Annotated in this window: 26 protein-coding genes; 25 read left to right on the top strand and 1 reads right to left on the bottom strand. The window is 37.9% G+C overall.

The genetic code is table 11. From position 1 onward, the window contains the following. Positions 1-35 precede the first annotated feature (35 nt). Together mreC and mreD are read left to right on the top strand one after the other, a co-directional pair. On the top strand, positions 36-887 hold the full coding sequence (gene mreC / locus J3U69_RS07385) for a rod shape-determining protein MreC (RefSeq protein WP_103751517.1): 852 nt from the start codon (positions 36-38) through the stop codon (positions 885-887). Beyond that, complete coding sequence (gene mreD, locus J3U69_RS07390) at positions 887-1,414, top strand: rod shape-determining protein MreD (protein WP_220221072.1); 528 nt, start codon at positions 887-889, stop codon at positions 1,412-1,414. The genes mreC and mreD overlap by 1 nt, the downstream gene beginning before the upstream one ends. 29 nt (positions 1,415-1,443) lie before the next feature. Here mreD and J3U69_RS07395 read toward each other — a convergent pair whose 3' ends face one another. Further along, positions 1,444-1,575: a DUF4044 domain-containing protein gene (locus J3U69_RS07395; RefSeq protein ID WP_103751519.1), complete on the bottom strand. Its 132-nt coding sequence runs from the start codon at positions 1,573-1,575 to the stop codon at positions 1,444-1,446. Between the two features lie 102 nt (positions 1,576-1,677). Here J3U69_RS07395 and J3U69_RS07400 point away from each other — a divergent pair, with 102 nt between their 5' ends. From J3U69_RS07400 to mnmA, 23 genes are all read left to right on the top strand, one after another. Continuing rightward, positions 1,678-2,004 carry a DUF3397 domain-containing protein gene (locus tag J3U69_RS07400; protein WP_103751520.1) on the top strand — a complete coding sequence of 109 codons (327 nt, stop codon included), beginning with the start codon at positions 1,678-1,680 and terminating at the stop codon, positions 2,002-2,004. A 169-nt stretch (positions 2,005-2,173) separates the two neighbouring features. Then, a complete protein-coding gene (gene mraZ, locus J3U69_RS07405; RefSeq protein WP_103751521.1) occupies positions 2,174-2,605 on the top strand; it encodes a division/cell wall cluster transcriptional repressor MraZ in 432 nt (143 codons plus the stop codon). Positions 2,606-2,612: 7 nt separating this feature from the next. Then, a complete protein-coding gene (gene rsmH, locus J3U69_RS07410) occupies positions 2,613-3,560 on the top strand; it encodes a 16S rRNA (cytosine(1402)-N(4))-methyltransferase RsmH (RefSeq protein ID WP_220221073.1) in 948 nt (315 codons plus the stop codon). Between the two features lie 13 nt (positions 3,561-3,573). Continuing rightward, positions 3,574-3,936, top strand: a complete 363-nt coding sequence (gene ftsL, locus J3U69_RS07415; RefSeq protein WP_103751522.1) for a cell division protein FtsL — start codon at positions 3,574-3,576, stop codon at positions 3,934-3,936. Next, positions 3,936-6,101 carry a penicillin-binding protein gene (locus tag J3U69_RS07420; protein WP_267413570.1) on the top strand — a complete coding sequence of 722 codons (2,166 nt, stop codon included), beginning with the start codon at positions 3,936-3,938 and terminating at the stop codon, positions 6,099-6,101. Before ftsL ends, J3U69_RS07420 begins: the two co-directional genes overlap by 1 nt. Positions 6,102-6,109: 8 nt before the next feature. After that, complete coding sequence (mraY, locus tag J3U69_RS07425) at positions 6,110-7,072, top strand: phospho-N-acetylmuramoyl-pentapeptide-transferase (RefSeq protein ID WP_220221075.1); 963 nt, start codon at positions 6,110-6,112, stop codon at positions 7,070-7,072. Positions 7,073-7,079: 7 nt separating this feature from the next. Continuing rightward, positions 7,080-8,459 carry a UDP-N-acetylmuramoyl-L-alanine--D-glutamate ligase gene (gene murD / locus J3U69_RS07430; protein ID WP_267413572.1) on the top strand — a complete coding sequence of 460 codons (1,380 nt, stop codon included), beginning with the start codon at positions 7,080-7,082 and terminating at the stop codon, positions 8,457-8,459. Position 8,460: 1 nt separating this feature from the next. Beyond that, complete coding sequence (murG, locus tag J3U69_RS07435) at positions 8,461-9,567, top strand: undecaprenyldiphospho-muramoylpentapeptide beta-N-acetylglucosaminyltransferase (RefSeq protein WP_267413573.1); 1,107 nt, start codon at positions 8,461-8,463, stop codon at positions 9,565-9,567. Positions 9,568-9,588: 21 nt separating this feature from the next. Next, the gene (locus tag J3U69_RS07440; protein ID WP_220221078.1) at positions 9,589-10,440 is read left to right on the top strand and encodes a cell division protein FtsQ/DivIB; all 852 of its coding nucleotides are present in this window, start codon (positions 9,589-9,591) and stop codon (positions 10,438-10,440) included. Positions 10,441-10,500: 60 nt separating this feature from the next. Beyond that, a complete protein-coding gene (gene ftsA / locus J3U69_RS07445; protein ID WP_267413574.1) occupies positions 10,501-11,859 on the top strand; it encodes a cell division protein FtsA in 1,359 nt (452 codons plus the stop codon). Between the two features lie 14 nt (positions 11,860-11,873). Next, complete coding sequence (gene ftsZ / locus J3U69_RS07450) at positions 11,874-13,211, top strand: cell division protein FtsZ (protein WP_267413576.1); 1,338 nt, start codon at positions 11,874-11,876, stop codon at positions 13,209-13,211. Between the two features lie 14 nt (positions 13,212-13,225). Next, on the top strand, positions 13,226-13,669 hold the full coding sequence (locus J3U69_RS07455) for a cell division protein SepF (RefSeq protein ID WP_220221081.1): 444 nt from the start codon (positions 13,226-13,228) through the stop codon (positions 13,667-13,669). After that, positions 13,669-13,971: a YggT family protein gene (locus J3U69_RS07460; protein WP_103751531.1), complete on the top strand. Its 303-nt coding sequence runs from the start codon at positions 13,669-13,671 to the stop codon at positions 13,969-13,971. The genes J3U69_RS07455 and J3U69_RS07460 overlap by 1 nt, the downstream gene beginning before the upstream one ends. Continuing rightward, entirely contained in the window at positions 13,971-14,780 is an 810-nt protein-coding gene (locus J3U69_RS07465; protein WP_267413577.1) for an RNA-binding protein, read from the top strand. Before J3U69_RS07460 ends, J3U69_RS07465 begins: the two co-directional genes overlap by 1 nt. Then, positions 14,747-15,532 carry a DivIVA domain-containing protein gene (locus J3U69_RS07470; RefSeq protein ID WP_267413578.1) on the top strand — a complete coding sequence of 262 codons (786 nt, stop codon included), beginning with the start codon at positions 14,747-14,749 and terminating at the stop codon, positions 15,530-15,532. Before J3U69_RS07465 ends, J3U69_RS07470 begins: the two co-directional genes overlap by 34 nt. A 221-nt stretch (positions 15,533-15,753) precedes the next feature. Next, positions 15,754-18,543 carry an isoleucine--tRNA ligase gene (gene ileS, locus J3U69_RS07475; protein ID WP_267413580.1) on the top strand — a complete coding sequence of 930 codons (2,790 nt, stop codon included), beginning with the start codon at positions 15,754-15,756 and terminating at the stop codon, positions 18,541-18,543. Next, positions 18,543-18,761 (top strand): cold-shock protein, encoded by a 219-nt coding sequence (locus J3U69_RS07480; protein ID WP_103751535.1) that lies wholly within the window; start codon positions 18,543-18,545, stop codon positions 18,759-18,761. Before ileS ends, J3U69_RS07480 begins: the two co-directional genes overlap by 1 nt. A 4-nt stretch (positions 18,762-18,765) precedes the next feature. Further along, positions 18,766-19,329, top strand: coding sequence for an NUDIX hydrolase (locus J3U69_RS07485; RefSeq protein WP_220221085.1), 564 nt, complete (start codon positions 18,766-18,768; stop codon positions 19,327-19,329). Position 19,330: 1 nt separating this feature from the next. Then, entirely contained in the window at positions 19,331-19,693 is a 363-nt protein-coding gene (locus J3U69_RS07490; protein WP_267413582.1) for a hypothetical protein, read from the top strand. A gap of 17 nt (positions 19,694-19,710) precedes the next feature. Next, the gene (locus J3U69_RS07495; RefSeq protein ID WP_103751538.1) at positions 19,711-20,406 is read left to right on the top strand and encodes a 5'-methylthioadenosine/adenosylhomocysteine nucleosidase; all 696 of its coding nucleotides are present in this window, start codon (positions 19,711-19,713) and stop codon (positions 20,404-20,406) included. A 3-nt stretch (positions 20,407-20,409) separates the two neighbouring features. Next, positions 20,410-21,567, top strand: coding sequence for a cysteine desulfurase family protein (locus tag J3U69_RS07500; protein ID WP_267385264.1), 1,158 nt, complete (start codon positions 20,410-20,412; stop codon positions 21,565-21,567). A 50-nt stretch (positions 21,568-21,617) separates the two neighbouring features. After that, complete coding sequence (locus J3U69_RS07505) at positions 21,618-21,959, top strand: DUF1831 domain-containing protein (RefSeq protein WP_103751540.1); 342 nt, start codon at positions 21,618-21,620, stop codon at positions 21,957-21,959. A gap of 5 nt (positions 21,960-21,964) precedes the next feature. Next, positions 21,965-23,086, top strand: a complete 1,122-nt coding sequence (gene mnmA / locus J3U69_RS07510; RefSeq protein ID WP_267413583.1) for a tRNA 2-thiouridine(34) synthase MnmA — start codon at positions 21,965-21,967, stop codon at positions 23,084-23,086. Positions 23,087-23,111: the final 25 nt, after the last annotated feature.

The raw sequence follows: 23,111 nt of genomic DNA on the forward strand, positions 1-23,111 counted from the left end.
GTTTATGCCGGCTTTTCTTTAGGGATCAATTCCAGATGAAGAAGTTTCTACAAAACAAAAAATTATTATCAGTTTGTATTGCCGTTATCGTGATTTTTTCAATCATTGGCGGATCTGTAAGCTTGCGGAATAAAAGAAGCACACCATTAGTTGTTCAAAGCTTTGGCAATGATATTGTTGCTGTAGGAGCAAGAATTGTTGATTTTCCAATTGGACTTGTCTCTGGCAGTTTTAACACGGTTCATGACTTACTAAATACACAAAATGAAAATAATTATCTGAAAAGTCGGGTAACGGAGTTAGAACAAACGAAGACACGGAATGCCAGTCTAGAGGCTGAAAATCGTCAATTAAAAGAAGCGCTAAAAGTGAAGAAGACTCTAACCGACTTTGATATGATTAATGCTTCTGTGATTTCTCGTTCACCTGATAGTTGGACAGATTTACTTGTGATTAATAAAGGTGCAACTGCCGGCCTCAAGAAAAATATGGCGGTTATGTCTGGTGGCGGTGTTATCGGTCGGATTATTGAAGTCAGTGCAGCTTCAGCAAAAGTTGAATTGATTACTGCGACTGATAAGTCTGCTAACCGGTTTGCTGTCGAAGCAGAAGCAACCAATGGCAAAAAGGTTCATGGCATAATTACTGTTATTGGTAATAAAACTTTAGCTTTCACTCAAGCAATTGATAGCAAAAAGCTAAAACAGGGGACTAAAATTTATACCAGTGGAATGGGTGGTAATTCTCCTAAGGGATTATTAGTTGGTAAAGTAGCAACTACGACTCATGATTCCTTTGGCTTATCAGATTTAATTAGAATAAACCCAGCTGGTGAATTGAACGATCCGTCTGTTGTAACCGTTATTAAAAGGACGGTGACGGATTAATGCGTTCTTTACGAAAATTTACGCTGGCTCTATGGTTATTTGTGGCCTTAGTTTTAAATGGTAGTCTATCAATGTACTTGCATCCTTTTTTCAACGTGGGTGTAAATCAACTAATGCCGATTGGGATGATGTTGATTGCCTTATTTGATGACACTAATTCCAAAGAATTATGGTTAGCCATAGGAGCAGGTGTAATTAGTGACATTTACTTTTTTGGTGTTTTAGGACTTTATTCTGTTTGCTTGCCTTGTGTGTGCTGGCTATTGCAAAAGGTTGCACGTTTTTTTCCCGAAGTTTTTTGGGTAAGGCTGATAGCAGTCTTACTAGGTACAATATTAATTAATAGTTATAATTGGTTAGTTTTGAACTTAATGGGTATCAGCAACATTTCCGTTTCTGCATTACTTGGCAGTTTTTTGCCAACTATTGGTTGGTCACTTGTATTTGCAGTAGTTACGTATAAAATTTGGGGCAGTCTAGCTGATAATTTTCCATTTATGGTAAAACTCGAAAATTATCAAAATTAAAAAACGTGAGAAATTATTTCTCACGTTTTTTATTCGAAAATTCCCAGGCCCATTAAAACGTTAACTAAAACAGCCGCTAAGGTTATAATTGCCATTAGCCAAGCCATGAAGATAGTTAATCTTTCAAAACCTGATTTTTTCTTTTTGTGTTTCCGTGCCATTACTAGACCTCCTATTTGAACAATATTTTATTCTACTTAATGGTTTTTTTCAAACAGCTATTAAGCTAAAATGGAAATTAAGTAATAGTAGAGGACAAAAATATGCTTTTAATTTTTTTATTACCACTTATTGGGATTTTTTTGGCAGTTTTATTAAATAGGCTTTTTCCAAAAGCACAGTTTCATGGGTATGATATTCTCCCATTTTTCTTAGTGATTGCCTGCCACTTAATTGTGGTTCAGGAAAAAAGACCTGAATTTTTACCATACGGATTTTTGTTGTTTTTTATTTTAGTAATAATAATCGCAATATCCGAGGCAGTTAAAAACAAAAATATTTCTTTGGGCAAAATTTTTCGTGAAATCTGGGACTTTCTCACCATGAACACGATATTCTGGTACATCGGATTATTATTTATGATGATTTAATGGGCTGACGTGACACCAGCAAAATAACCTTAAAGGGTCGAAATCTCGCATGGGATTTCGATCTTTTTTTGCTTTTAAACATGGATAAATAAAAAATGTAAATTTTATACTAAAAAGTGGTAGGAAGTGGTGAAATGTGGTAAATTATTATTTGGAAGGGGGCTAGACCATGTTCATGGGTGAATATCATCACAATCTTGACAGTAAAGGGCGGTTAATTATTCCCGCTCGTTTGCGTACTCAGATTGGTGACAAGATGATTTTTACTCGTGGAATGGAAGGCTGCATTTTTGGCTATACTACTGAAGCATGGCAAAAAATTGAGGCTAAGTTAGCACAACTTCCGTTGACTAAGAGAAATGCGCGTAGTTTTACGCGTTTGTTCTACTCTGGTGCAATGGAATGCGAATTCGATAAGCAGGGACGTGTTAATCTGACCACAACACTGAAGAAACACGCATCCCTGATTAAAGAATGTGTCATTGTTGGCGTTTCAGACCGGATTGAAATTTGGTCAAAAGAACGTTGGGAAGAATTTAGCGACCAAGCTAATGATAACTATGATGACATCGCAGAAGATTTGGACGATATTGAGCTTTAATATGACTATGGAATTCAAACACACCAGTGTACTCTTACATGAAACAATTGAAAATTTAAAACCCCATGATGGTGGTCTTTACGTAGACGCAACTTTCGGTGGTGGCGGACATGCAAAATATTTGCTAAGCAAAATTGATCGAGGAACACTAATTGGTTTCGACCAAGATGAATATGCAATAAAGTCAGCACAGTTAAACTTTGCGGATTTGTTAAATCCTGATAGTGAACCCAAGTTAGAGCTTGTACACGACAATTTTAGTCATTTGAAGGAGAACCTAGTAGATCTTGGTTATCAAAATGGCATTGACGGTATATACTATGATTTGGGGGTTTCATCTCCTCAATTTGATCAAGCAGGACGCGGCTTTTCATACCGTTTCGATGCTAGACTAGATATGAGAATGGATCAAAGCCAAGAACTTGATGCATACCAATTAGTTAACAATTCGAGTCAGAAAGAATTAGCTAATATTTTGTATAAGTTTGGGGATGAAAAATATTCCCGTCAAATTTCTCGCAAAATCGTCGAAAGAAGACAAAAGAAACCAATAGAAACAACTTTTGAATTGGTAGAGGTTATTAAGGAAGCGATTCCTGCGTTTGCACGCCGGACTGGAGGGCATCCTGCAAAGAAGACATTTCAAGCTTTAAGAGTGGCAGTTAACCACGAACTTGATGTTTTGCAGGAATCACTTGAAGAAGCCATTGAGCTTTTGAAGCCAAGCGGTAGAATTAGTGTGATAACTTTTCAGTCTGACGAAGACAAAATCGTAAAAAACATTTTTAAGAAATACTCAGAAGTTGAAGTTCCGAGAGGAATGCCGATGATACCAGATAGTATGAAGCCAACACTTCGCTTGGTTAATCGTAAACCAATCATTGCTTCAGATGAAGAGTTAAAAAACAATAACCGCTCACACAGTGCAAAGTTGCGGGTTGCGGAAAAATTGTGAAGAGGAAATAGCAATGGCTGATAGTTTAGCAAGAAAAGTAGAATTTAATCCTAATAAACAACAAGAGCCCGAGCAACGAAAAAGACAGGTCTTAGATCATAGTCGCGTTGCTTGGAATGGCCTAGAAAAGTTTTTACTTGTTCTAGGAACCATTATTACACTGGGATTAATGACCCTATTAGTTTCTTCAAGCATTTCTGCCACTTCAGCACAACATGAATTAACCAGTGTGCAACGTGCAGTTGCAAAAGGGCAAAATCAAGTTAGTGATTTACATCAAGAATTAGGTGAGTTAACCTCAAGTGCAAGAATGAATAAAATTGCTAAGAGTAAAGGGTTGACTCTAATTGAAAAAAATATTAGGACTATTCGCTAATGAAAAAGCACAATAGTAATTTAAATTCGCAAAAATCCAAAGCTCACAAATACCGTTTTACAGTAGGTAGATTCCTCCAGGTAGCCGTAGCTTTGGTTTTTCTTGTATTTATAGGCAGATTTTTGTATATTGGAATCTCCAAGACTGTTAGTGGAGAAGATTTAACTAAAAAGACAGAACAGCTTTATATGCGTAATCAAGTTCTGAAGGCAACTAGGGGAACGATTTATGATCGAAATGGTTTAGCGGTTGCACAGGACTCGCATCTATATACTGTTTATGCCATCTTGGATAAGTCTTCGATCAATTATAAAAATAAGCCTGAATACGTTGTAAATAAAGAAGAAACGGCTGCCAAGTTAGCTAAGGTGCTGCCATTATCAAGTAGTCAAATACTGCATTATTTGAATCCTACTCATCCTGTTTTTCAAGTTCAATTTGGGACTGCGGGAATTGGTTTAACCAAGAAGCAAAAGGATCAAATTGAAAAGATGAAGCTTCCGGGAATTAAATTCTTCGAAACGCAATCGCGCCTATATCCTAACGGTAATTTTGCTTCTCATGTGATTGGGATAGCAAGCCCCGAATATGATAAGAAGAAGCGAACTCAGAACTTAGTCGGTACAATGGGCTTGGAAGCATGGTATAACGATGAACTATCAGGTAAGGATGGTTATCAGATTTCATCAGTTGATGCGTCTAATTTTCAAACTCCGAATAGTGTTCAAAACTTCCAACCACCCAAGAATGGTAATAATCTTTACCTAACTATTGATTCTCAACTTCAAGAATATCTTGAAAGTCGCTTGTCGTATGTTCAAAATAATTTTGCCCCAGTTTCAATGACGGCTGTGGTTGAAGACATGAAAACGGGTAAGATTTTGGCTGCTTCACAAAGACCAACTTTTAATCCGCAAACAAAAAAGGGCATAGAACATTCTTACCGTAACATTTTAGTGCAAGATACTTATGAACCGGGTTCAGTTTTCAAGGTATTAACGCTATCTGCGGCAGCTAATAGTGGTAGTTACCATCCAAATCAGTACTATAATTCAGGATCAGTCACGGTTAGTGGTTCTGTAATTCATGACTGGCAACCGCATGGCTGGGGTAGTATTCCATTTTCTCAAGCATTCCCACGTTCCAGTAATACCGGGTTTGTTCACATTGAGCAACAAATGGGTGCAAAAACTTGGCGTAAATATCTGAATAAATTTCATATTGGGCAAAAAACGAATGTAACGTTACCAGGGGAACAACCAGGTTTAATTGCGTTTAAGTCGCCAATTGACCAAGCGGTTACCAGTTTTGGTCAAGGTGTTAACGTCAATGTGATGCAAATGATGCAGGCATTCAGCAGTTTGGCTAATGACGGTCAAATGGTTAAGCCCCAATTCGTTGAGAAAATTACTAATGCGGAAGGCAAAACAATTTCTGGCTACCAAGTAAAAAATGTTGGCCAACCGATTTATTCAAAAGAGACGGCTCAAGTTGTTTTGGCAAATATGCGGCGGGTCTTAAATAAACAAATTGGGACAGGTTCTGTTTACCGCATTAAAGGTGAAAGTATTGCCGTTAAAACCGGTACGGCACAAATCGCTAATCTTAAAGGTGGAGGCTACCTCAAGGGCGATAACAATTATACTTTTTCAGTTGTCGGTGTGACACCAGCTAAGCATCCGCGGTATTGTATCTATATTACTGTAAAGCAGCCACGTAAAATGACTAAACCAGCAGAAGTAATCTTGTCATCAATTTTTAAGCCAGTGATGAACCGGGTCATTTTAATGTCGAAAAATGAGGTCGATGATTCAACGATTGTTAAAATACCTGACTTCACAGAAATGCCTTATTCTGAGGCACAAAAAAAGGCTCGTCAACTGGGCTTAAGGCTTGCCAAGATAGGTAGTGGTGATAAAATAACTGAACAGTCAATTAAACAGAACCAGAAGCAAGAAGCTGGAAAGCGAATGTTTGTTATGACTTCCGGCAAGATTACTTGTCCAAATATGAAAAACTGGACAATTGACGATTTGCACCAGTTTGCTGACTTGACTGGCGCAAAAATTACAATTCAGGGAACTGGCATCGTGCAAGAGCAAAGTCGTTCGGTGAATTCAACCATAAAGTCGGGAACAAAAATCAAAGTTAAATTAAAGGAGTAGCACTTTTTATGCTAGTAATCAGCATCATTGCATTAGTTAGTTCATTAGTCTTAACCGGTATTTTTTTACCGTGGATGATTATTTTTATGCGGAGCCATCATGAAGGACAAGAAATTCGAGATGAAGGTCCAAAGTGGCACGAAAAAAAATCAGGAACGCCAACGATGGGTGGTGTTGTTTTTGTTCTTTCGACGGTTATTTCCACCGTATGGGTTGCCTGCTGGCAAAATCAATTAAATAAATTAATCTGGATTTTATTAATCAGTTTATTAGGATACGGTATTATTGGCTTTTTAGACGATGGTATTAAGCTATTTTATAAACGCAATCTCGGATTAAAAGCCTGGCAAAAGTTTGCACTACAGATTTTGATTGCAGTCATTATTATTGGTATTGCAGCAACGGATCACTTTAGTTTTGGTCTATATATTCCCTTTATTGGCACTGTCACTAGCGTTGTTCTATTCACAATTTTTGAAATTTTTTGGCTGGTTGGCTTTTCAAACGCAGTTAACTTGTCAGATGGGCTAGATGGGCTAGCAACAGGGTTATCAATCATTGCATATGCGACATATGCCTATTTGGCTCTTAAGCAAAAGAATTTTGCGGTTCTCATTTTCTGTATGAGTGTTATCGGCGGTTTAATTTCATTTTTTATTTTTAACCATAAACCTGCTAAAATTTTTATGGGTGATGCCGGCTCCTTAGCACTTGGTGGCGGATTAGCTGCTGTTAGTTTATTCTTAAATAGACCGTGGTCATTGCTTTTGATTGGAATTGTTTTTGTTTGCGAAACGGCTAGTGTAATTCTTCAAGTTATTTCTTACCAAACTACAGGCAAAAGAATATTCAAAATGACGCCGATCCATCACCATTTTGAGATGCTCGGCTATTCCGAATGGAAAGTTGATATCATTTTTTGGATTGTTGGTTTAATTGGTAGTATTTTATATTTAATAATTTGGGGTTAAAAAAATAATGAGGCAAATAAAAAAATATGTCGATAAGAATATTTTAGTTTTAGGCCTAGGAAAAAGCGGTTTTGCAGTAAGTATGTTGTTGCTTAAACTTGGTGCAAAGCTGACTTTGAACGACCAGGCAGAACTTGCACAAAACGAGCATGCCCAAAAGCTCAAGGAATTAGGTGTACGCGTAATTGGTGGTCATCATCCAGTCGAACTATTAAGTGACGAGCATTTTGATTATTTAGTCAAAAATCCTGGTATTCCTTATGACAATCCAATGGTAAAAAAAGCTCTTGATTTGTCTATTCCAGTAATTACTGAACCAGAAATTGCCCTAAACGTAAGTGAGGCACCTTATGTTTGTGTCACCGGTTCAAATGGTAAGACTACGACAGTTATGCTGACGCAGCAAATACTTGAGCATCATTTAGCCCCGCAAAATCACCATGCTTATGCTGTTGGTAATATCGGAGTTCCAATTTCTGAGGTGGTCGAAAAAGCTACCAAAGATGACATTCTAGTTGTTGAAATGTCGAGCTTTCAATTATTGGGAGTGACTGATATTGATCCTAAAGTTGCGGCAATTGTTGATATTTATCACAATGTCCACTTGGATTACCACAAGACATTTGCTAATTATGTTAATGCCAAATTAAATGTTACGCGAACGCAAACGTTCCAAGATTATTTTTTGGCTAACTTTGATCAAAAGGAAATTTTAGCAAAAGAAAAAGAAGCAACCAAGGCCAAGGTACTAACCTTTTCTGAGAATGATCAAGCAGCAGATTATTTTATCGCTGATGGTTATTTGCAGAGCCATGAAGGTAAGATTATGAAGACGCAGGACATGAAACTCCCAGGAATTCATAATCAGCAAAATGCTCTTGTCGCCAGTGCAATTGCGCAGATGATGGGCGCAAATGATGACGATATTCGCAAGGTGCTAGCTACATTTACCGGAGCTAAGCACCGATTGCAATATGTTATGACATTAGACGATCGAAAAATATATAATGATTCAAAGTCAACTAATATCGAGGCTGCAAGTGTGGCCATACCTTCTTTTAGTGAACCAGAAGTGTTGATAGCTGGCGGCCTTGATCGCGGATTTAATTTTGATTCATTGGTGCCGCTACTAAAAAAGCACGTCAAAGCAATCGTGCTGTATGGTGAGACGCGCTATTTACTGGCTGATGCAGCTAGAAAGGCCGGTATCAAGGAAATTGTTATTGAAAACTCGCTTCAAGAAGCTGTCCCTAAGGCCTATGAGTTAACCAGTCCAGGTGATGTTTTGCTATTTTCACCAGCCTGTGCTTCTTGGGATCAGTTTAGAACCTTTGAAGAACGTGGCGATTATTTTGTAAATTTTGTTAAGGAACTTAAAACGAAGTAAAATGAGGATTATTTTTACAGGTGGCGGTACAGGTGGCCACATTTATCCAATAATGGCATTAATCGAGAGATTAAAAGAAAGAAATATTGCAACAAATGATGAAATTCTGTTTGTTGGGACAAAAAAAGGACTTGAAGCGAAGATAGTTCCTGCTGCAGGGGTTAACTTTCAGACAATTGAAATTCAAGGATTTAGTCGGAAACATTTATTAAGTAATTTTGCGACTGTTAACCTATTTATGAAGGCTACTAAAAAGGCTAAGAAGATTATTACTGATTTTAAGCCTGACGTAGTTGTCGGAACTGGTGGCTATGTTAGTGGAGCAATAGTCTTTGCTGCAGCCAAATTGCATGTTTCCACGATGATTCACGAATCTAATTCAGTTGTCGGTGTGGCAAATAAGTTTTTAGGTCATTATGTTGATAAAATATGTTACACCTTTGACGATGCTGCTAAACAATTTCGGGAAAAGAAAAAGCTGGTTAAAACTGGTAACCCTCGTTCGCAGCAAGTTTTAGGTTTGGCTGCCTCGAAGGTGGATTTGCAGAGTAAGTGGGGCTTAAATCCTAAAACTCCTACCGTCCTAGTCTTTGGGGGTTCCCGTGGAGCATTAGCGATTAATCGGATTATGTTAAAATCGTTAACTAAACTGGAAAAGAAGCCTTATCAAATTATTTGGGTAACTGGAACTTATTATTATGACGAAATCCAGAAGAAACTAGCAGGTATTGATTACGGAAAAACAATTAAAATTCTTCCTTATGTCAAAGATATGCCAGCGTTACTACCGAAAATGACGTGTGTAGTTTCAAGATCAGGTGCGACAAGTATAGCGGAATTTACTGCTCTTGGCGTACCGGCAATTTTAATTCCGAGTCCTAACGTGACTCATAATCATCAAATGATTAATGCACTCGACCTTGAGAAAAAGGGTGCGGCAACAGTAATTGCTGAAAACGACCTTAATCCTAATAACTTTATTTCTTCAATCGACCATATTTTGCTTGATAGCAAATATGCAGATGAAATGAGTAATGCTTCTAAAAAGCTTGGCGTTCCAAATGCTTCTGACCAAGTAATAAAGGTAATGCAAGAAATCGCAAAATAATTAAGAGTGGAGGTGAGACAGTTGACAAAAAAGCGGATAACTAAGATTGATCCCAAGGAAAAGCTGTCACGCTATTTGGATCATCAATCTAAGCAAAAGAAAAGAAAAAACCAAACTAAAATCTCTGCCTCACTTTCTAAATTGCACAGTGAGCGTAAAAACGCTCTTTTTAAGCGACTAGGCTTAATTGTGGGCATCTCTATTTTATTTATCATTGCCTTGGGCTATTATATTTCACCACTGGCCAACATTCAGAGTGTCAAAATTGAAGGTGGAACAGATTTACCACTTAAGGAAGTAGTTAAAACTTCCGAAATTAGACCGAGTGACAAGGTTATTGATTATTTACTTCATTTAAATGATGTTAATAATAAGTTAACTGATAAATATACCGAGGTAAAAAATGTTAATATTAGCGTAAACCATTTTAATCAACTAGTTTTACAGATTAATGAATATAAAACGATTGGTTATATTAAAAAAGAAAATGGATATTGTAAAATATTATCCCACGGAAAGTTAGGTACGCAATTATTACCTTGGAATAAAGTAAGTCAAGATAAGCCGGTTTTTATTGGCTACAATCATGAGGTTTCGTTGAAAAACAATCTCAAATTATTTAATAGCTTGCCAAGTGACTTTCAGAGTCAGATCAAGCTTTTGAGTGGAAATACCCGTCGTAAATCGCAAGTGATTTTTTTGATGAAAGATGGAAACGTAGTCATCGGCAACGTCTCAACCCTCAAAAGCAAATTAAAGTATTATAATGAAATAAAGACTAAAGTAGGAAAAAACAGTTTGATTGATTTGGAAGTAGGAGCATTTAGTCGCCCACTTACTCCAAATGAAAAGCGGGCTTATGGCTTAACATAAGCTGAATTTATGCTTTTTTTATGTTAAACTTTTTAAAAGAGCATCGACGGGGGGTTAATTTTGGACAATACAAATCTTTTGGTGGGACTGGATATAGGTACTACCAGCGTTAAAGCAGTTGTTGCGGATTCAGGCAAAGTAATAGGTGCGGTGGCAGTTCCGAATAAAGGAATGCGGCATGGTAATATCGTTGATATTGATGAAACAGCGGATGCGATTGGACGAGCATTAAAAGAAATTGCGAATAAGACTAATGCAAAAATTTATCGTGTTGTAACGGGCATTCCGGTAGGAATGCTGCAGCTTGAAACAGCAAGCGATTTAATTAATGTGAGTGACAACGGTCAAGAAGTCGGTAATAACGATGTTAGACGGGTTGTTCGAGCAGCAATTAAATCAGCAGTTAAAAGTGAAAGGGAACCAATCGCCTTTTTACCTAGTCGATTTTTAATCGATGGTAGAACCGAAGTTGACGATCCCCGTAAAATGATTGCACATTCTTTGGCAGTGCAGGGGATTTTGTTAACTGCGCCTGCGAGCCCGTTGCATAATATCAAAAAGGCAGTCGAGCGTGCGGGCTATCAAAATAACTTCTTTATCCCAACCCCTCTTGCTATTGCTAGTGTTGCTCTTGATGAAAGTGAGCGCACATTTGGTTCAATTATTCTTGATTTAGGTGGTGGAGTTACCACTGCAACAGTTATTCATAATGGCCAGATCAAGTACGCAAATATTGACTTTGAAGGCGGTAGTGATATTTCAAATGATGTTTCTGCCGTTTTGAGCACATCTAAGAGTGATGCAGAGCAAATTAAGCTAGATTATGGCTACGCTGATCCAAATTTAGCGTCAGCTAAGAATAAATTTGCGGTTAACAGTGTTGGTTCTAACGGCCAGCAAATGGTTGATGAAGTCTATCTAAGTGAAATTATTAATGCACGAATTTTGCAAATTGTCAGTCGAATTGAAAAAGGCTTAGTAAAGCATGATGCACTCAAACTTCCGGGTGGGATTGTGATTACTGGTGGCAATAGTTTGCTTCAGGGAATTGATAATATCATTGCTTCGAAACTGAATATTAAAACGCGGATATATCAACCTGATCAAATTGGGATGCGTAATCCAGTTTATTCGGCTGCTTATGGTATAGTAAACTATGCATATAAAATGTCTGATATTGACTTTTTGGTTATCAGTGCCATTTACGGTAAAGACTTACTGGGAGAACCAGAAGAGCACAACGAAAAAATTGCTAAAAATTCAAAAAGAGCAGTTGCTGGTAATGAAACCAAAGTAAAAGAAGAATATAATAGACATGAGTTGTTAAAGCGAGAGAAGAGATCGCAAGGCAAATCAAAAAATAATACGCAAAATAAAGATAAAAGCATTAAGAATTTCTTTAAAAAGTTCTTTGATTAAAGGTGGTTAATTAGATGGATTTCACATTCGATTCGGACGACAATAAAAATGCTGTCATCAAGGTGATTGGTGTCGGCGGTGCTGGTGGTAATGCTGTTAATCGAATGATCGATGACGGCGTACAAGGAGTTTCTTTTGTAGCTGCGAATACTGATGTTCAGGCTCTTAATAGTAATAAGGCAGAAACTAAAATTCAGCTTGGGCCAAAACTAACTCGTGGTTTAGGTGCAGGTTCACATCCTGAAGTAGGTCAAAAAGCTGCAGAAGAGAGTGAACAAACAATCGAAGATGCACTAAAGGGTGCAGATATGATTTTTATTACCGCAGGAATGGGTGGTGGTACTGGTACCGGTGCCGCACCTGTTGTGGCAAAAATTGCGCGTGAAACTGGTGCCTTAACTGTTGGTGTAGTCACACGACCATTCACATTTGAAGGCCCGAAGCGTTCAAAAAATGCGGCTGAGGGTATTTCGCAATTAAAGCAATATGTTGATACACTTGTTATTATTGCAAATAACCGGTTGCTTGAGATGGTTGACAAGAAGACACCAATGATGGATGCCTTTAAAGAAGCTGATAATGTATTAAAGCAAGGTGTGCAAGGTATTTCAGATTTGATTACTTCAACTGATTACGTTAACCTCGACTTCGCTGACGTTAAGACAGTTATGGCTAATCAAGGGGCTGCTTTAATGGGAATTGGCCGCGCTAGTGGTGAAAATAGAACAGTTGAAGCTACTAAGTTGGCAATTTCTTCACCACTTCTTGAAGTTTCAATTGATGGTGCTCGGCAAGTTCTATTGAACATTACTGGTGGACCTGATTTGACTCTATTTGAAGCACAAGATGCTTCAGAAATAGTTTCGAAGGCCGCTGGTGATGATGTCAACATTATCTTTGGTACTTCAATTAATCCTAATTTAGGCGACGAAGTTGTTGTGACTGTTATTGCAACAGGAATTAGTTCGCAGGCTGAAGAAAAGGCTTCAAAGCAGCTACCTGGCCGCAGTCATCAAGTTAAGGCTCAGCCAAGCAAAGAGTCACGCTCACAAGTACCAGAACAAGGTACTGCAAAACCTGCTGCTGAAGAAGAAACGGCGGTTAACCAACAAACACAGGTACAACCAGCACCTAAGCATAAGACTATGGTTGACCCTACAAGTGTTTGGGGCTTAAATAGTGATGACACCCAAGAAACTAGACGTTCGACACCAGCCAGTGTTGAATCTAGTGAAAGACAGACTTCTTTTGATGATGACGACCAAAGCAGTATTTCACAAATTGAAACGAGTGCTATTGACGACGATGATACAGATGATATCCCGTTTTTTAGACACCGTGGTGAAAACTAATAGGAGGCAATGTAATGGCTTTTAGTAAAATAGGTAAGTTTTTCGGTGTTTCTGATGACGAAGACGAGTTATTAGACGGCGAAGAATATGTTGATGACCAAGAAATAACCGATGAGGATAATATTCCAAATGGTGCGATTGATCATGATAAAGTGGTTTCCATCAAATCTGGAATCAATTCTGCTAAAAGCAAAATTGTTTTGTATGAACCCCGTGTTTATTCAGACGCAAAAGATGTTGCACAAAACTTGCTGAGTAATAAAGCAGTAATTATTAATTTCAGTCGAATGGAAGATGCCTCAGCGCGTCGAATCGTTGACTTTATTACTGGCACTGTTTATGCGTTAAATGGCGAGATTCAACGTATTGGTGACAAAATTTTCTTGGCAACCCCGCCGAAGTTTGTTACTAATGGTAAAATTAGCGATTTAGTAGATAAGAAAGATAATTTGAGTTAATGCTTACAGCAATTTATTACATCCTAAATACCATTAAGTGGATTATTTGGGTATACAGTATTGTTATGGTTATTGATGCAATTATGAGCTGGGTGCCGATGCTACGCGATTCATTTGTAGGTCGACTAATTGATCGTCTGGTTGACCCTTATGTAAATCTGTTCCGCAAAGGACCAATTCAAACTTTAACTAATTCGACTGGTTTGGATATATCGTTTTTAATTGGATTGTTAGTGCTTTATTTTATTCAAGATTACGTATTGGGCTGGATTGCTAATATTTTATTAAGGATCTTTTTATAATGAAGAAACGGCAAGCTAGCAAATTCTATCCATATTTTGATTCAGAAGAAAAATCGGTTATTGATAAAATGACCGGTTTTTTCAATAGCATTGTTTTTAAGCATCAACCTATTTTGACTGATTTTTTAAATCCTGGTGAACGAGATATTTTAAAAACAATTAGTGGTAACGACCTGTTTATTCAAGAATTTGGTGGATACACTAATGCTGAGAAAAAACGGGTTTATATGGCTGAGGACTGGGTCAATTTAGCTCCTTGCGCCTATGAAATTACACCTTGCGAAATAGTGTATCCGCAAAAATTCGCGCACTTATCGCATAGTGCGATTTTAGGTAGCATAGTTAATTCTGGAATCGAAACTGATACTTTTGGTGATATCATTACTGACAATGCGGGTCATTGGCAAATCTTTGTAAAAAATGAGTTAGTTACTTTTTTTCAGGAAGAGATTAGCCGAATTGGCCGCTCGCAAGTTAAAATTCGGCCAATTGCTGCCAAAGATATTTTGCATGCTGAAGATGATAGTACTGACGCAACGATTATCGCTGCATCGTTAAGAATTGATGCAGTATTATCGGGCATTAGTAAACAAAGTCGTAAAATGATCAAAGACGCAATTACCGCGAATTTAGTGAAATTAAATTGGCATGGAGTGCGAGATTCTAATATAATAGTAAAAGAAACTGATATCATTAGTTTGCGACATTTTGGAAGATGCCAGGTAATGAATATCTCGTCTACGAGAAAAGGTAAATTTAAGGTGGTGCTGAAGCTGTGGCAGACAAGAAAAAACAGACAAAAAAACTAACCCCCATGGACATTCATGATCAAGAATTTAAAAAACGAGGCCTAAGTGGCTATGATCGGCATGAAGTTGATGCGTTTCTAGATCGGATTGTTGATGATTATGGAGATGCACTTGATGAAACGGTTGATTTGAAAAATCAAATTACACAACTAAATCATCAAGTTGAAAAATTACAAGCGGAAGTAACCAGGTTTCATAATAATGAATCAGCAGCCAAGGCTCAACTAGCTGATGCACATGTAAAAGCCCAAGAAATCATTAATACAGCTACGCAACAAGCTCATAATGAAACTGCTCAAGCTAAAGTTGATACTGAATACCAGAAGCAGCAATTAGATACAATCAAAGCAGATTATGATCGGGTTAAAAAAGAAGTTGCGGGTTATAGACGTTACATTCAAGAACTTTTACAACAAGCAATCAAAAATCTTGATGATGAGAAATGGCAAAAGGCCCTTGATAAATATTTTTCGACTGAACGTTTTTACCCACCAGATGGTGCTGAGCCTATCATGTTAACAGATGCAGAAGAAGTTGTTGATGAAGATGACGACGATGATGTTACTGTTGAGGTTGACAATGGCGGAGATGATGAAGTAAACTTTGATGAAGACACCGCAGATGATCCTAAGCCAATGGCTGGAGATAGTCCTAATTCTGAAACGGTGAATTTACGAGAAAATGAAAATGCGCCAATTGTAGAACCAGGTGCGCAAATTATTTTTCCCGATAGTGATAAGAATCATAAATAATAAACAGGCAGTAAAACTTGAAAGCAAATCAGCGAATTAGCGGTGGTGTAAGGCTAATATAAGAGCTCGATAGTTGATCAGCTGCTAACTAAATTGTTTATTCGGTAATTGCACGTTACGCAATCTATAAGTGGAGTTTAAAAGCTCAATTTAGGTGGTACCACGATGAATAAACCTCGCCCTAATTTTAGGACGAGGTTTTTTGACAGAAAGGAATTTAAATGAGAGTGAAAGATACGCTGAATTTAGGTAAAACTAAGTTCAAAATGCGCGGCAATCTTCCAGTTCGTGAAGCCGAGTGGCAAAAAGAATGGGATGAAAATAAATTATACGAGCAACGGCTAAAATTAAATGAGGGTAAACCACGGTTTGATTTACATGATGGTCCTCCGTTTGCTAACGGCAACATTCACATGGGTCATGCTTTAAATAAGATTTCAAAGGATATTATTGTTCGCTTTAAAAATATGAGCGGTCACTATGCTCCTTATGTTCCTGGCTGGGATACGCACGGCTTGCCAATTGAGCAGCAATTAGCGAAACAGGGCGTTAACCGCAAAGAAATGAGTCGAGCAGATTACCGTCAATTATGTGAAGACTACGCTAAAAAAGAAATCAAAAAGCAAATGGCTGATTTTAAGCGCCTTGGTGTAATGGGCGATTGGGATCATCCTTATATAACGTTGCAGCCGGAATACGAAGCTGAAGAAATTCGTGTTTTTGGTAAGATGTATGAAAAGGGCTACATTTATAAGGGTAAAAAGCCAGTTTATTGGTCACCATCAAGTGAATCCACTTTAGCGGAAGCCGAAGTCGAATATCATGATGTTAAATCACCTTCAATTTTTGTTGCATTTCCGGTTAAAGACGGTAAAAATATTTTAGATCCAAAAGACACCTACTTCTTGATCTGGACAACAACGCCATGGACTATTCCTGCAAACCAAGGTATTACTGTTAATCCAAGCTTTGACTATTCCGTTGTAAAAGTAAATGACAAAAAATATGTCGTTGGAACTGACCGCTTAAAAGCAGTTGCCGAAACTTTAGGTTGGGATAATTATGAGGTAGTTCAGCATCTAGCAGGCTCAGATATGGACCGTATGCTGGCAACTCATCCATTATATGGCCAGGATGTACTGTTGATGAACGCTATGCACGTTACCGCAGAAGATGGTACAGGCTTAGTTCATACAGCTTCGGGCTTTGGTGAAGATGACTATAATGTAGCCCAAAAGTATGGTTTGCCTGTCTTTAGTCCATTGGATAACAAAGGCTGCTTTACGTCTGAAGTACCAGATCCCGATTTAGTGGGCATGTTTTATGATGATGCAAATAAAGTAGTTGCAGAAAAATTGCGCAAATCCGGCAATTTGCTAAAATTGAGTTTCTTTACCCACTCATATCCACATGATTGGCGTACCAAGAAGCCCGTAATTTATCGCGCCACAACTCAATGGTTTGCTTCAATCGAAAAATGTCGTCAACAAATTCTTGATCAAATTGATAAAGTTAACTTCACACCTGCGTGGGGTAAAGTTCGTCTGCATAATATGATTAAGGACCGGGGAGACTGGGTAATTTCGCGTCAACGTGCTTGGGGTGTTCCGTTACCAATTTTCTACGCCGAAGATGATACGCCGATCGTAACGCCAGAAACAATTGAGCATATTGCGCAAATCTTTGCTAAAGAGGGCTCAAATGCTTGGTATAAGCACACTGCCAAAGAATTATTACCGGAAGGCTTTACCTCTGAGCATTCACCAAATGGTGAATTCAGAAAAGAAACTGACATTCTAGATGTTTGGTTTGATTCAGGGTCATCACACCAAGCTGTAATGGCTAAAAGACCAAACTTGCGTTTTCCTGCCGACTTATACCTTGAAGGTAGTGATCAATACCGGGGATGGTTTAACTCAAGTTTAATTACTTCAGTTGCTACTACAAGACAAGCGCCATACCGCAGTATTTTATCTCAAGGGTTCGTCCTTGATGATAAGGGACATAAAATGTCTAAGTCACTTGGTAACGTTATCGCACCAAATGATGTAATCAAACGGATGGGAGCCGAAATTATTCGACTCTGGGTTGCTTCTGTAGATGCAACTTCCGACGTTGCCGTTTCGCAGGATATTTTGCAGCAGACCTCAGAGAGCTACCGGAAGATTAGAAATACATTCCGTTATATGCTTGCCAATACGTCTGACTTTGATCCAGAAAAAGATCGAATTCCGTATGAAGAGTTAAACTCAGTTGATCAATATCTCGAAGTACTTTTGAACCAATTGGTAAAAACTTGCTTAGATAAATACGAGCAATATGATTTTAATACGGTCTATAAGAAGGTCTTTTCATTTATTTCAAATGATTTATCTGCGTTCTACTTGGATTTCGCTAAAGATGTTTTGTATATTGAAGGTCAAGACAGTCATGCTAGACGCTCAATGCAAACCGTTATTTACGATGCAGCAGTCAAATTAGCCAAAGTATTAACGCCAATCTTGCCTCACACGATGGAAGAAATTTGGTCATTTTTAAAAGAAAAAGAAGACTATGTCCAATTAGCTGACATGCCAGAAGTTTCCGAATATCAAAATGAGGCGGAACTACTAGCAGACTGGAAACAATTTATGAGTATGCGTGACGATGTTTTGAAGGCTTTAGAGCAAGCACGTGATAAAAAGTTGATTGGTAAGTCATTTGAAGCTGCAGTGACAATTTATCCTGATAAGGAAACTAAAGCTGTTTTAGCTAAACTTGATGCCAACTTCAGACAAATTTTAATTGTTTCTAAATTAACCATTGCAACTGCCCCAGCACCTGCAAATGCCGAAAAATTGACTAATGGGGCATATATTGTTGAACGTGCTGAAGGCGAGGTTTGTCCACGTTGCCGGATGATCAGAACTGATATTGGTGAGGACAAAGATTTGCCACTAATTTGTGGACGTTGTGCTAAGATAGTCAAAAGTGATTATCCAGATATTGTCCAAGAAGGATTAGAGGAATAATGCGTTTAGGTACAGTAAAACAATTTGATCAAAACAGCAGTTTTGGTTTTATTGAAGATAGTGAGAACCATAAATCGTATTTTGTATTTTATACTGCAATTAAAGAAGAGGGCTATCGTCGTCTTCAAGTTGGGCAAAAAGTTAAATATCAACTTGCTCAAGGAAAAAATGGGCTTCAGTGCGTAAATGTTTACTTGGCCCAATCTACAGGAAAGTGAATAAATGGATTTAACAGAAACTGAAATTTCTTCAAAACAGATTTTCTCAGGTCGAATTGTTGACCTCTCGGTTAGAACAGTTAAATTACCTAATGGTGAAACTACTCTTAGAGAAGTGGTTAAGCATCAACCTGCAGCGGCAGCTATTGCCGTAAATGAAAAGCAAGAAATGCTTTTAGTTGAACAATGGCGGGAACCAATTAAGGAACTAACTTTAGAAATTCCTGCAGGTTTGGTTGACGAAACTGATGCGAGTCCTTTGGACGCGATGAAACGGGAACTGAATGAAGAGGGCGGCTACCATGCCGATTATTGGGAAAAAATCACAGATTTTTATTCGTCACCTGGTTTTACCAACGAGAAATTGTATTTATTTTATTGCGATACATTAACAAAATTGACTGATAAAAGGCCACTTGATTCTGATGAATTTTTAACTGGCCATTGGTTCAGTTTAGAAGAGTTGAAGAGACTTTCTGCACAGGGTAAAATTGTTGATGCAAAGACATTGTATGCAATGAGCGTATGGGAAAATATGCTTTTAACAGGTGCAAACGCAAAGGATTAAGATGACTGAAAAACGATCAGATTACCGTAAGAAAAATAAGCATAAAAAGAATAAGGGCTTTTTCAATACAATTAAATCGGCATTTGATGGCAATGATGAGGAAGTTGACGTTAACCCTGAATTTACTCGGTCTGAAAATGAGGGTGCGTCGAATGTTCAGCAGCCAAACAGGGAAAATACGCGCGAAAAGCGGAGAAAACAAGGCAATTTTAGCCAAAAAACTGCTAATTCGCATATTTCCCCGAATGACCGTGCACTTACTAGTGAACAAAAAGGTCTTAGACTAAAGAAAAAATTGAATCGAGCAATTTTTATTATGCTAGTTTTAATTATTTTGGTATTACTGGCGTTATTTCATCTATAAAATTAACGAGGGTAAAAATGAAGATAGCAATTATTGTCCCGATGGAAATTGAGGCAGAATATTATCACAAGTATTTTCACTCTGGTAGCAAAGAAATGTTCGGATCAACGTTATTCGAGCATTTTTGCGTTAACCATAATGATATTTATATTGGTTTGAGTGGAATAGGTAAAGTTCAGGCTGCGATGAACCTAGCTAGCTTGCTAAGCAAAGTGGATATTGACTTAATATTCATGACTGGTTCCGCTGGATCTTTACAGGCGAAAGTGCACAAAGAAGATTTGATACTAGCTAACGCTTTTGCTTATCATGATGCGCATAACACTCTTGCTGGCGATTATGTTGAAGGGCAAATTCCGGGAGAACCCGCAGTTTTTAAACTAGATTCACCTGCTAGAAAACGATTTGCTACTTTTTTAGAGCAACAGAACGTTAAATTTCAAGAAGGTTTAATAGTTACTGGAGATTCTTTTATCGGCTCTGAAGCGCAAAAAGAGGCGATTAAGGCGAACTTTGCAACTGCTTTAGGAGTTGAAATGGAAGGAGCAGCTTTTGCACAGGTTGCCGCTCATTTCAATAAACCATTAGTAGCTATGCGTGCTATTTCAGATAATGGCGATAATGATGCAAATGAAGATTTCGATCATTTTGCGCAAAAGGTAGGGGCAAAGGCTGCTAAGTTAATTTGTGCCTATTTAGAAGAGATGAATTAAATCATGAAACAAATATATCTTGATAATGCAGCTACAACACCGATGTCTCCCAAAGTGATTGATGTGATTACCAAGGAGATGAAGGATGATTTTGGCAATGCCTCTAGCACTTATGAGTTGGGGAGAAAAGCACGGCATGTAATTGATCAGGCTCGTTCAAAAATTGCGGCAGCGATTAATGCCAAGGATAATGAAATCATCTTCACCTCTGGGGGCTCCGAAAGTAATAATACCGCTATTTTAGGTACTGCTCACAGTCGGCAAAACGAAGGTAAGCGTATTATTACGACTAAGATTGAGCATCCTTCTGTTTTAAATCCAATGAAAAAGTTGGAGCAAGAAGGCTTTGATGTAATTTATCTTGATGTAGATGAACATGGTCATATTGCTCTTAATGACCTAAAAAAAGCTTTAACGCCTGAAACGATTCTGGTATCAATCATGGCGGTCAACAATGAAATTGGGGCAATTAATCCATTAAAGGAAATTGGGGCAATTGTAGCTCAAAGCAACGCTTATTTTCATGTTGATGCGGTTCAGGGGCTGGGTAATATTGATTTGGATGTCAAAGAAATGAAGATAGATTTGTTGTCTACTTCAGCCCATAAAATAAATGGTCCCAAATTTCTTGGCTTTTTATATGAAAATAACCAAATTAAGTTACCGCCACTCGTTTACGGTGGAGAGCAAGAAACTAAAAGGCGGGCTGGAACGGAGAATGTTCCTGGTATTGCTGGTTTTGGTGAAGCTGTTACAGAAATTACTGCTATTGATAAGAATGATTTGCAGAATAAATATCAAAAATTACAAAAAATTATTTTAGACAAATTGACTGCAGAAAAAATTGCTTATCAGATTAATGGTGGCGTGGGTGAAAATGTATCCCATCACGTTCTAAATTTACGCCTAAATGGTGTTTCAACTACAGTGCTGCAGGCTAATCTTGACCTAGCTGGTTTTGCTGTCTCGGGTGGCTCCGCTTGTACAGCTGGTTCACTTGAGCCGTCACATGTGTTAATTGCGTGTTTTGGTAAAGATTCTCCTAGAATTTCAGAATCAATCCGAATTTCATTTGGCCGGTATAATACTGAAACAGAAGTAGAGGAATTTGCTGAGCAACTAAGCAAGATCGTTAAAAAAGTCCAACAAAGGGAAAATTAGTTGCTTTTTAAGAAAAATTAACTTATTATTTGTAAGCAAGAGGTGTAATCATGGCAAATACAGTTATAATCAATGGTGATAATCGTAAATTTACGCTTAGTCCAGAACTAAAGCTTTATGCATTAATTGATGCGGGCTTTGTTAAAACAGTTAAAGGGAATTTTAATTACGAACATCCTTTGTACAATGATTCACCTTATAATGCGCCAACCAAGCTTAAGATGACGATTAACAAAGATTTAAACCATTTAACGATGGTCATTACGGATCGTAATGGTTTGCAAAAAGTAAATATTTTTAAAAACAAGCAATTAGCGCCCACGGTTGAACTTTTGAACTATATTTTAAAAGATCTTGAAGAGCGTAATATTATTGTTGCTGTAAAGGATTGATTTAATTGGCTAAAAAGACCAGAGTTGTTGTTGGAATGAGTGGCGGAGTTGATTCCTCTGTATCTGCATTATTGCTTAAAGAGCAGGGCTATGATGTTATCGGTGTTTTCATGAAGAACTGGGATGACACGGATGACGCCGGTGTTTGTACCGTAACTGAAGATTACGAAGATGTTAAAAAAGTTGCAGATCAGATTGGTATTCCATATTATTCAATTAACTTTGAAAAAGAATATTGGCACCGTGTTTTTGAATATTTTTTAAACGAATATCAAAAAGGACGGACGCCTAATCCTGATGTAATGTGTAACAGTCAAATTAAGTTTAAATCGTTTTTAGAATTTGCTTTAAATTTGGATGCTGACTATATTGCTATGGGTCATTATGCTAAGACCGTGACTGATAAAAACGGTATTACTCATATGATGCGTCCAAAAGATGGGAATAAGGATCAAACCTATTTTTTAAGTCAATTGACGCAAGACCAAATAAAACGGGTAATTTTTCCGTTAGCAAATCTAACCAAACCGCAGGTTAGAGAAATCGCCATTAAAAATGGTTTAGTAAATGCTAAAAAGAAGGATTCTACTGGAATTTGCTTTATCGGTGAACGTAATTTCCGAAAGTTTCTGAGTGAATTTTTGCCAGCACAAGCGGGTAAAATGGTTACTCCTGACGGTAAGATCGTAGGCGAGCATGCTGGTCTGATGTATTACACCATCGGTCAACGTTCAGGTCTAGGGCTTGGCTCGACTAAGGAGTCTACTGCACCTTGGTTTGTGGTCGGGAAAAACTTAGCTAAGAATGAACTAATTGTGGAGCAAGGCTATGATAGCAAGTTGCTTTATGCGACTGAGCTTAAGGCAAGCGGGATGACGTTTTTTACTGGTCAGCCTGATCATGACCTAACGCTTCATTGTAGCGCAAAGTTTCGTTACCGTCAGCCAGATGTTGAAGTAACAGTGGATTACCACGCAGCAACCAATACCGCGACGGTTTACTTTGCTGAGCCGGCTCGAGCAGTTACACCTGGTCAGGCACTCGTTTTATATAATGGTGAAGAGTGTCTTGGTGGCGGCAATATTGATTGTGCTTATCAGAATGAGCAAAAATTACAGCTAGTTTAAACAGTAATAACAATTAAGAAAAATG

Origin of the sequence: Lactobacillus sp. B4026, assembly GCF_026535825.1 — a bacterium.
Lineage (GTDB): Bacteria > Bacillota > Bacilli > Lactobacillales > Lactobacillaceae > Lactobacillus > Lactobacillus panisapium.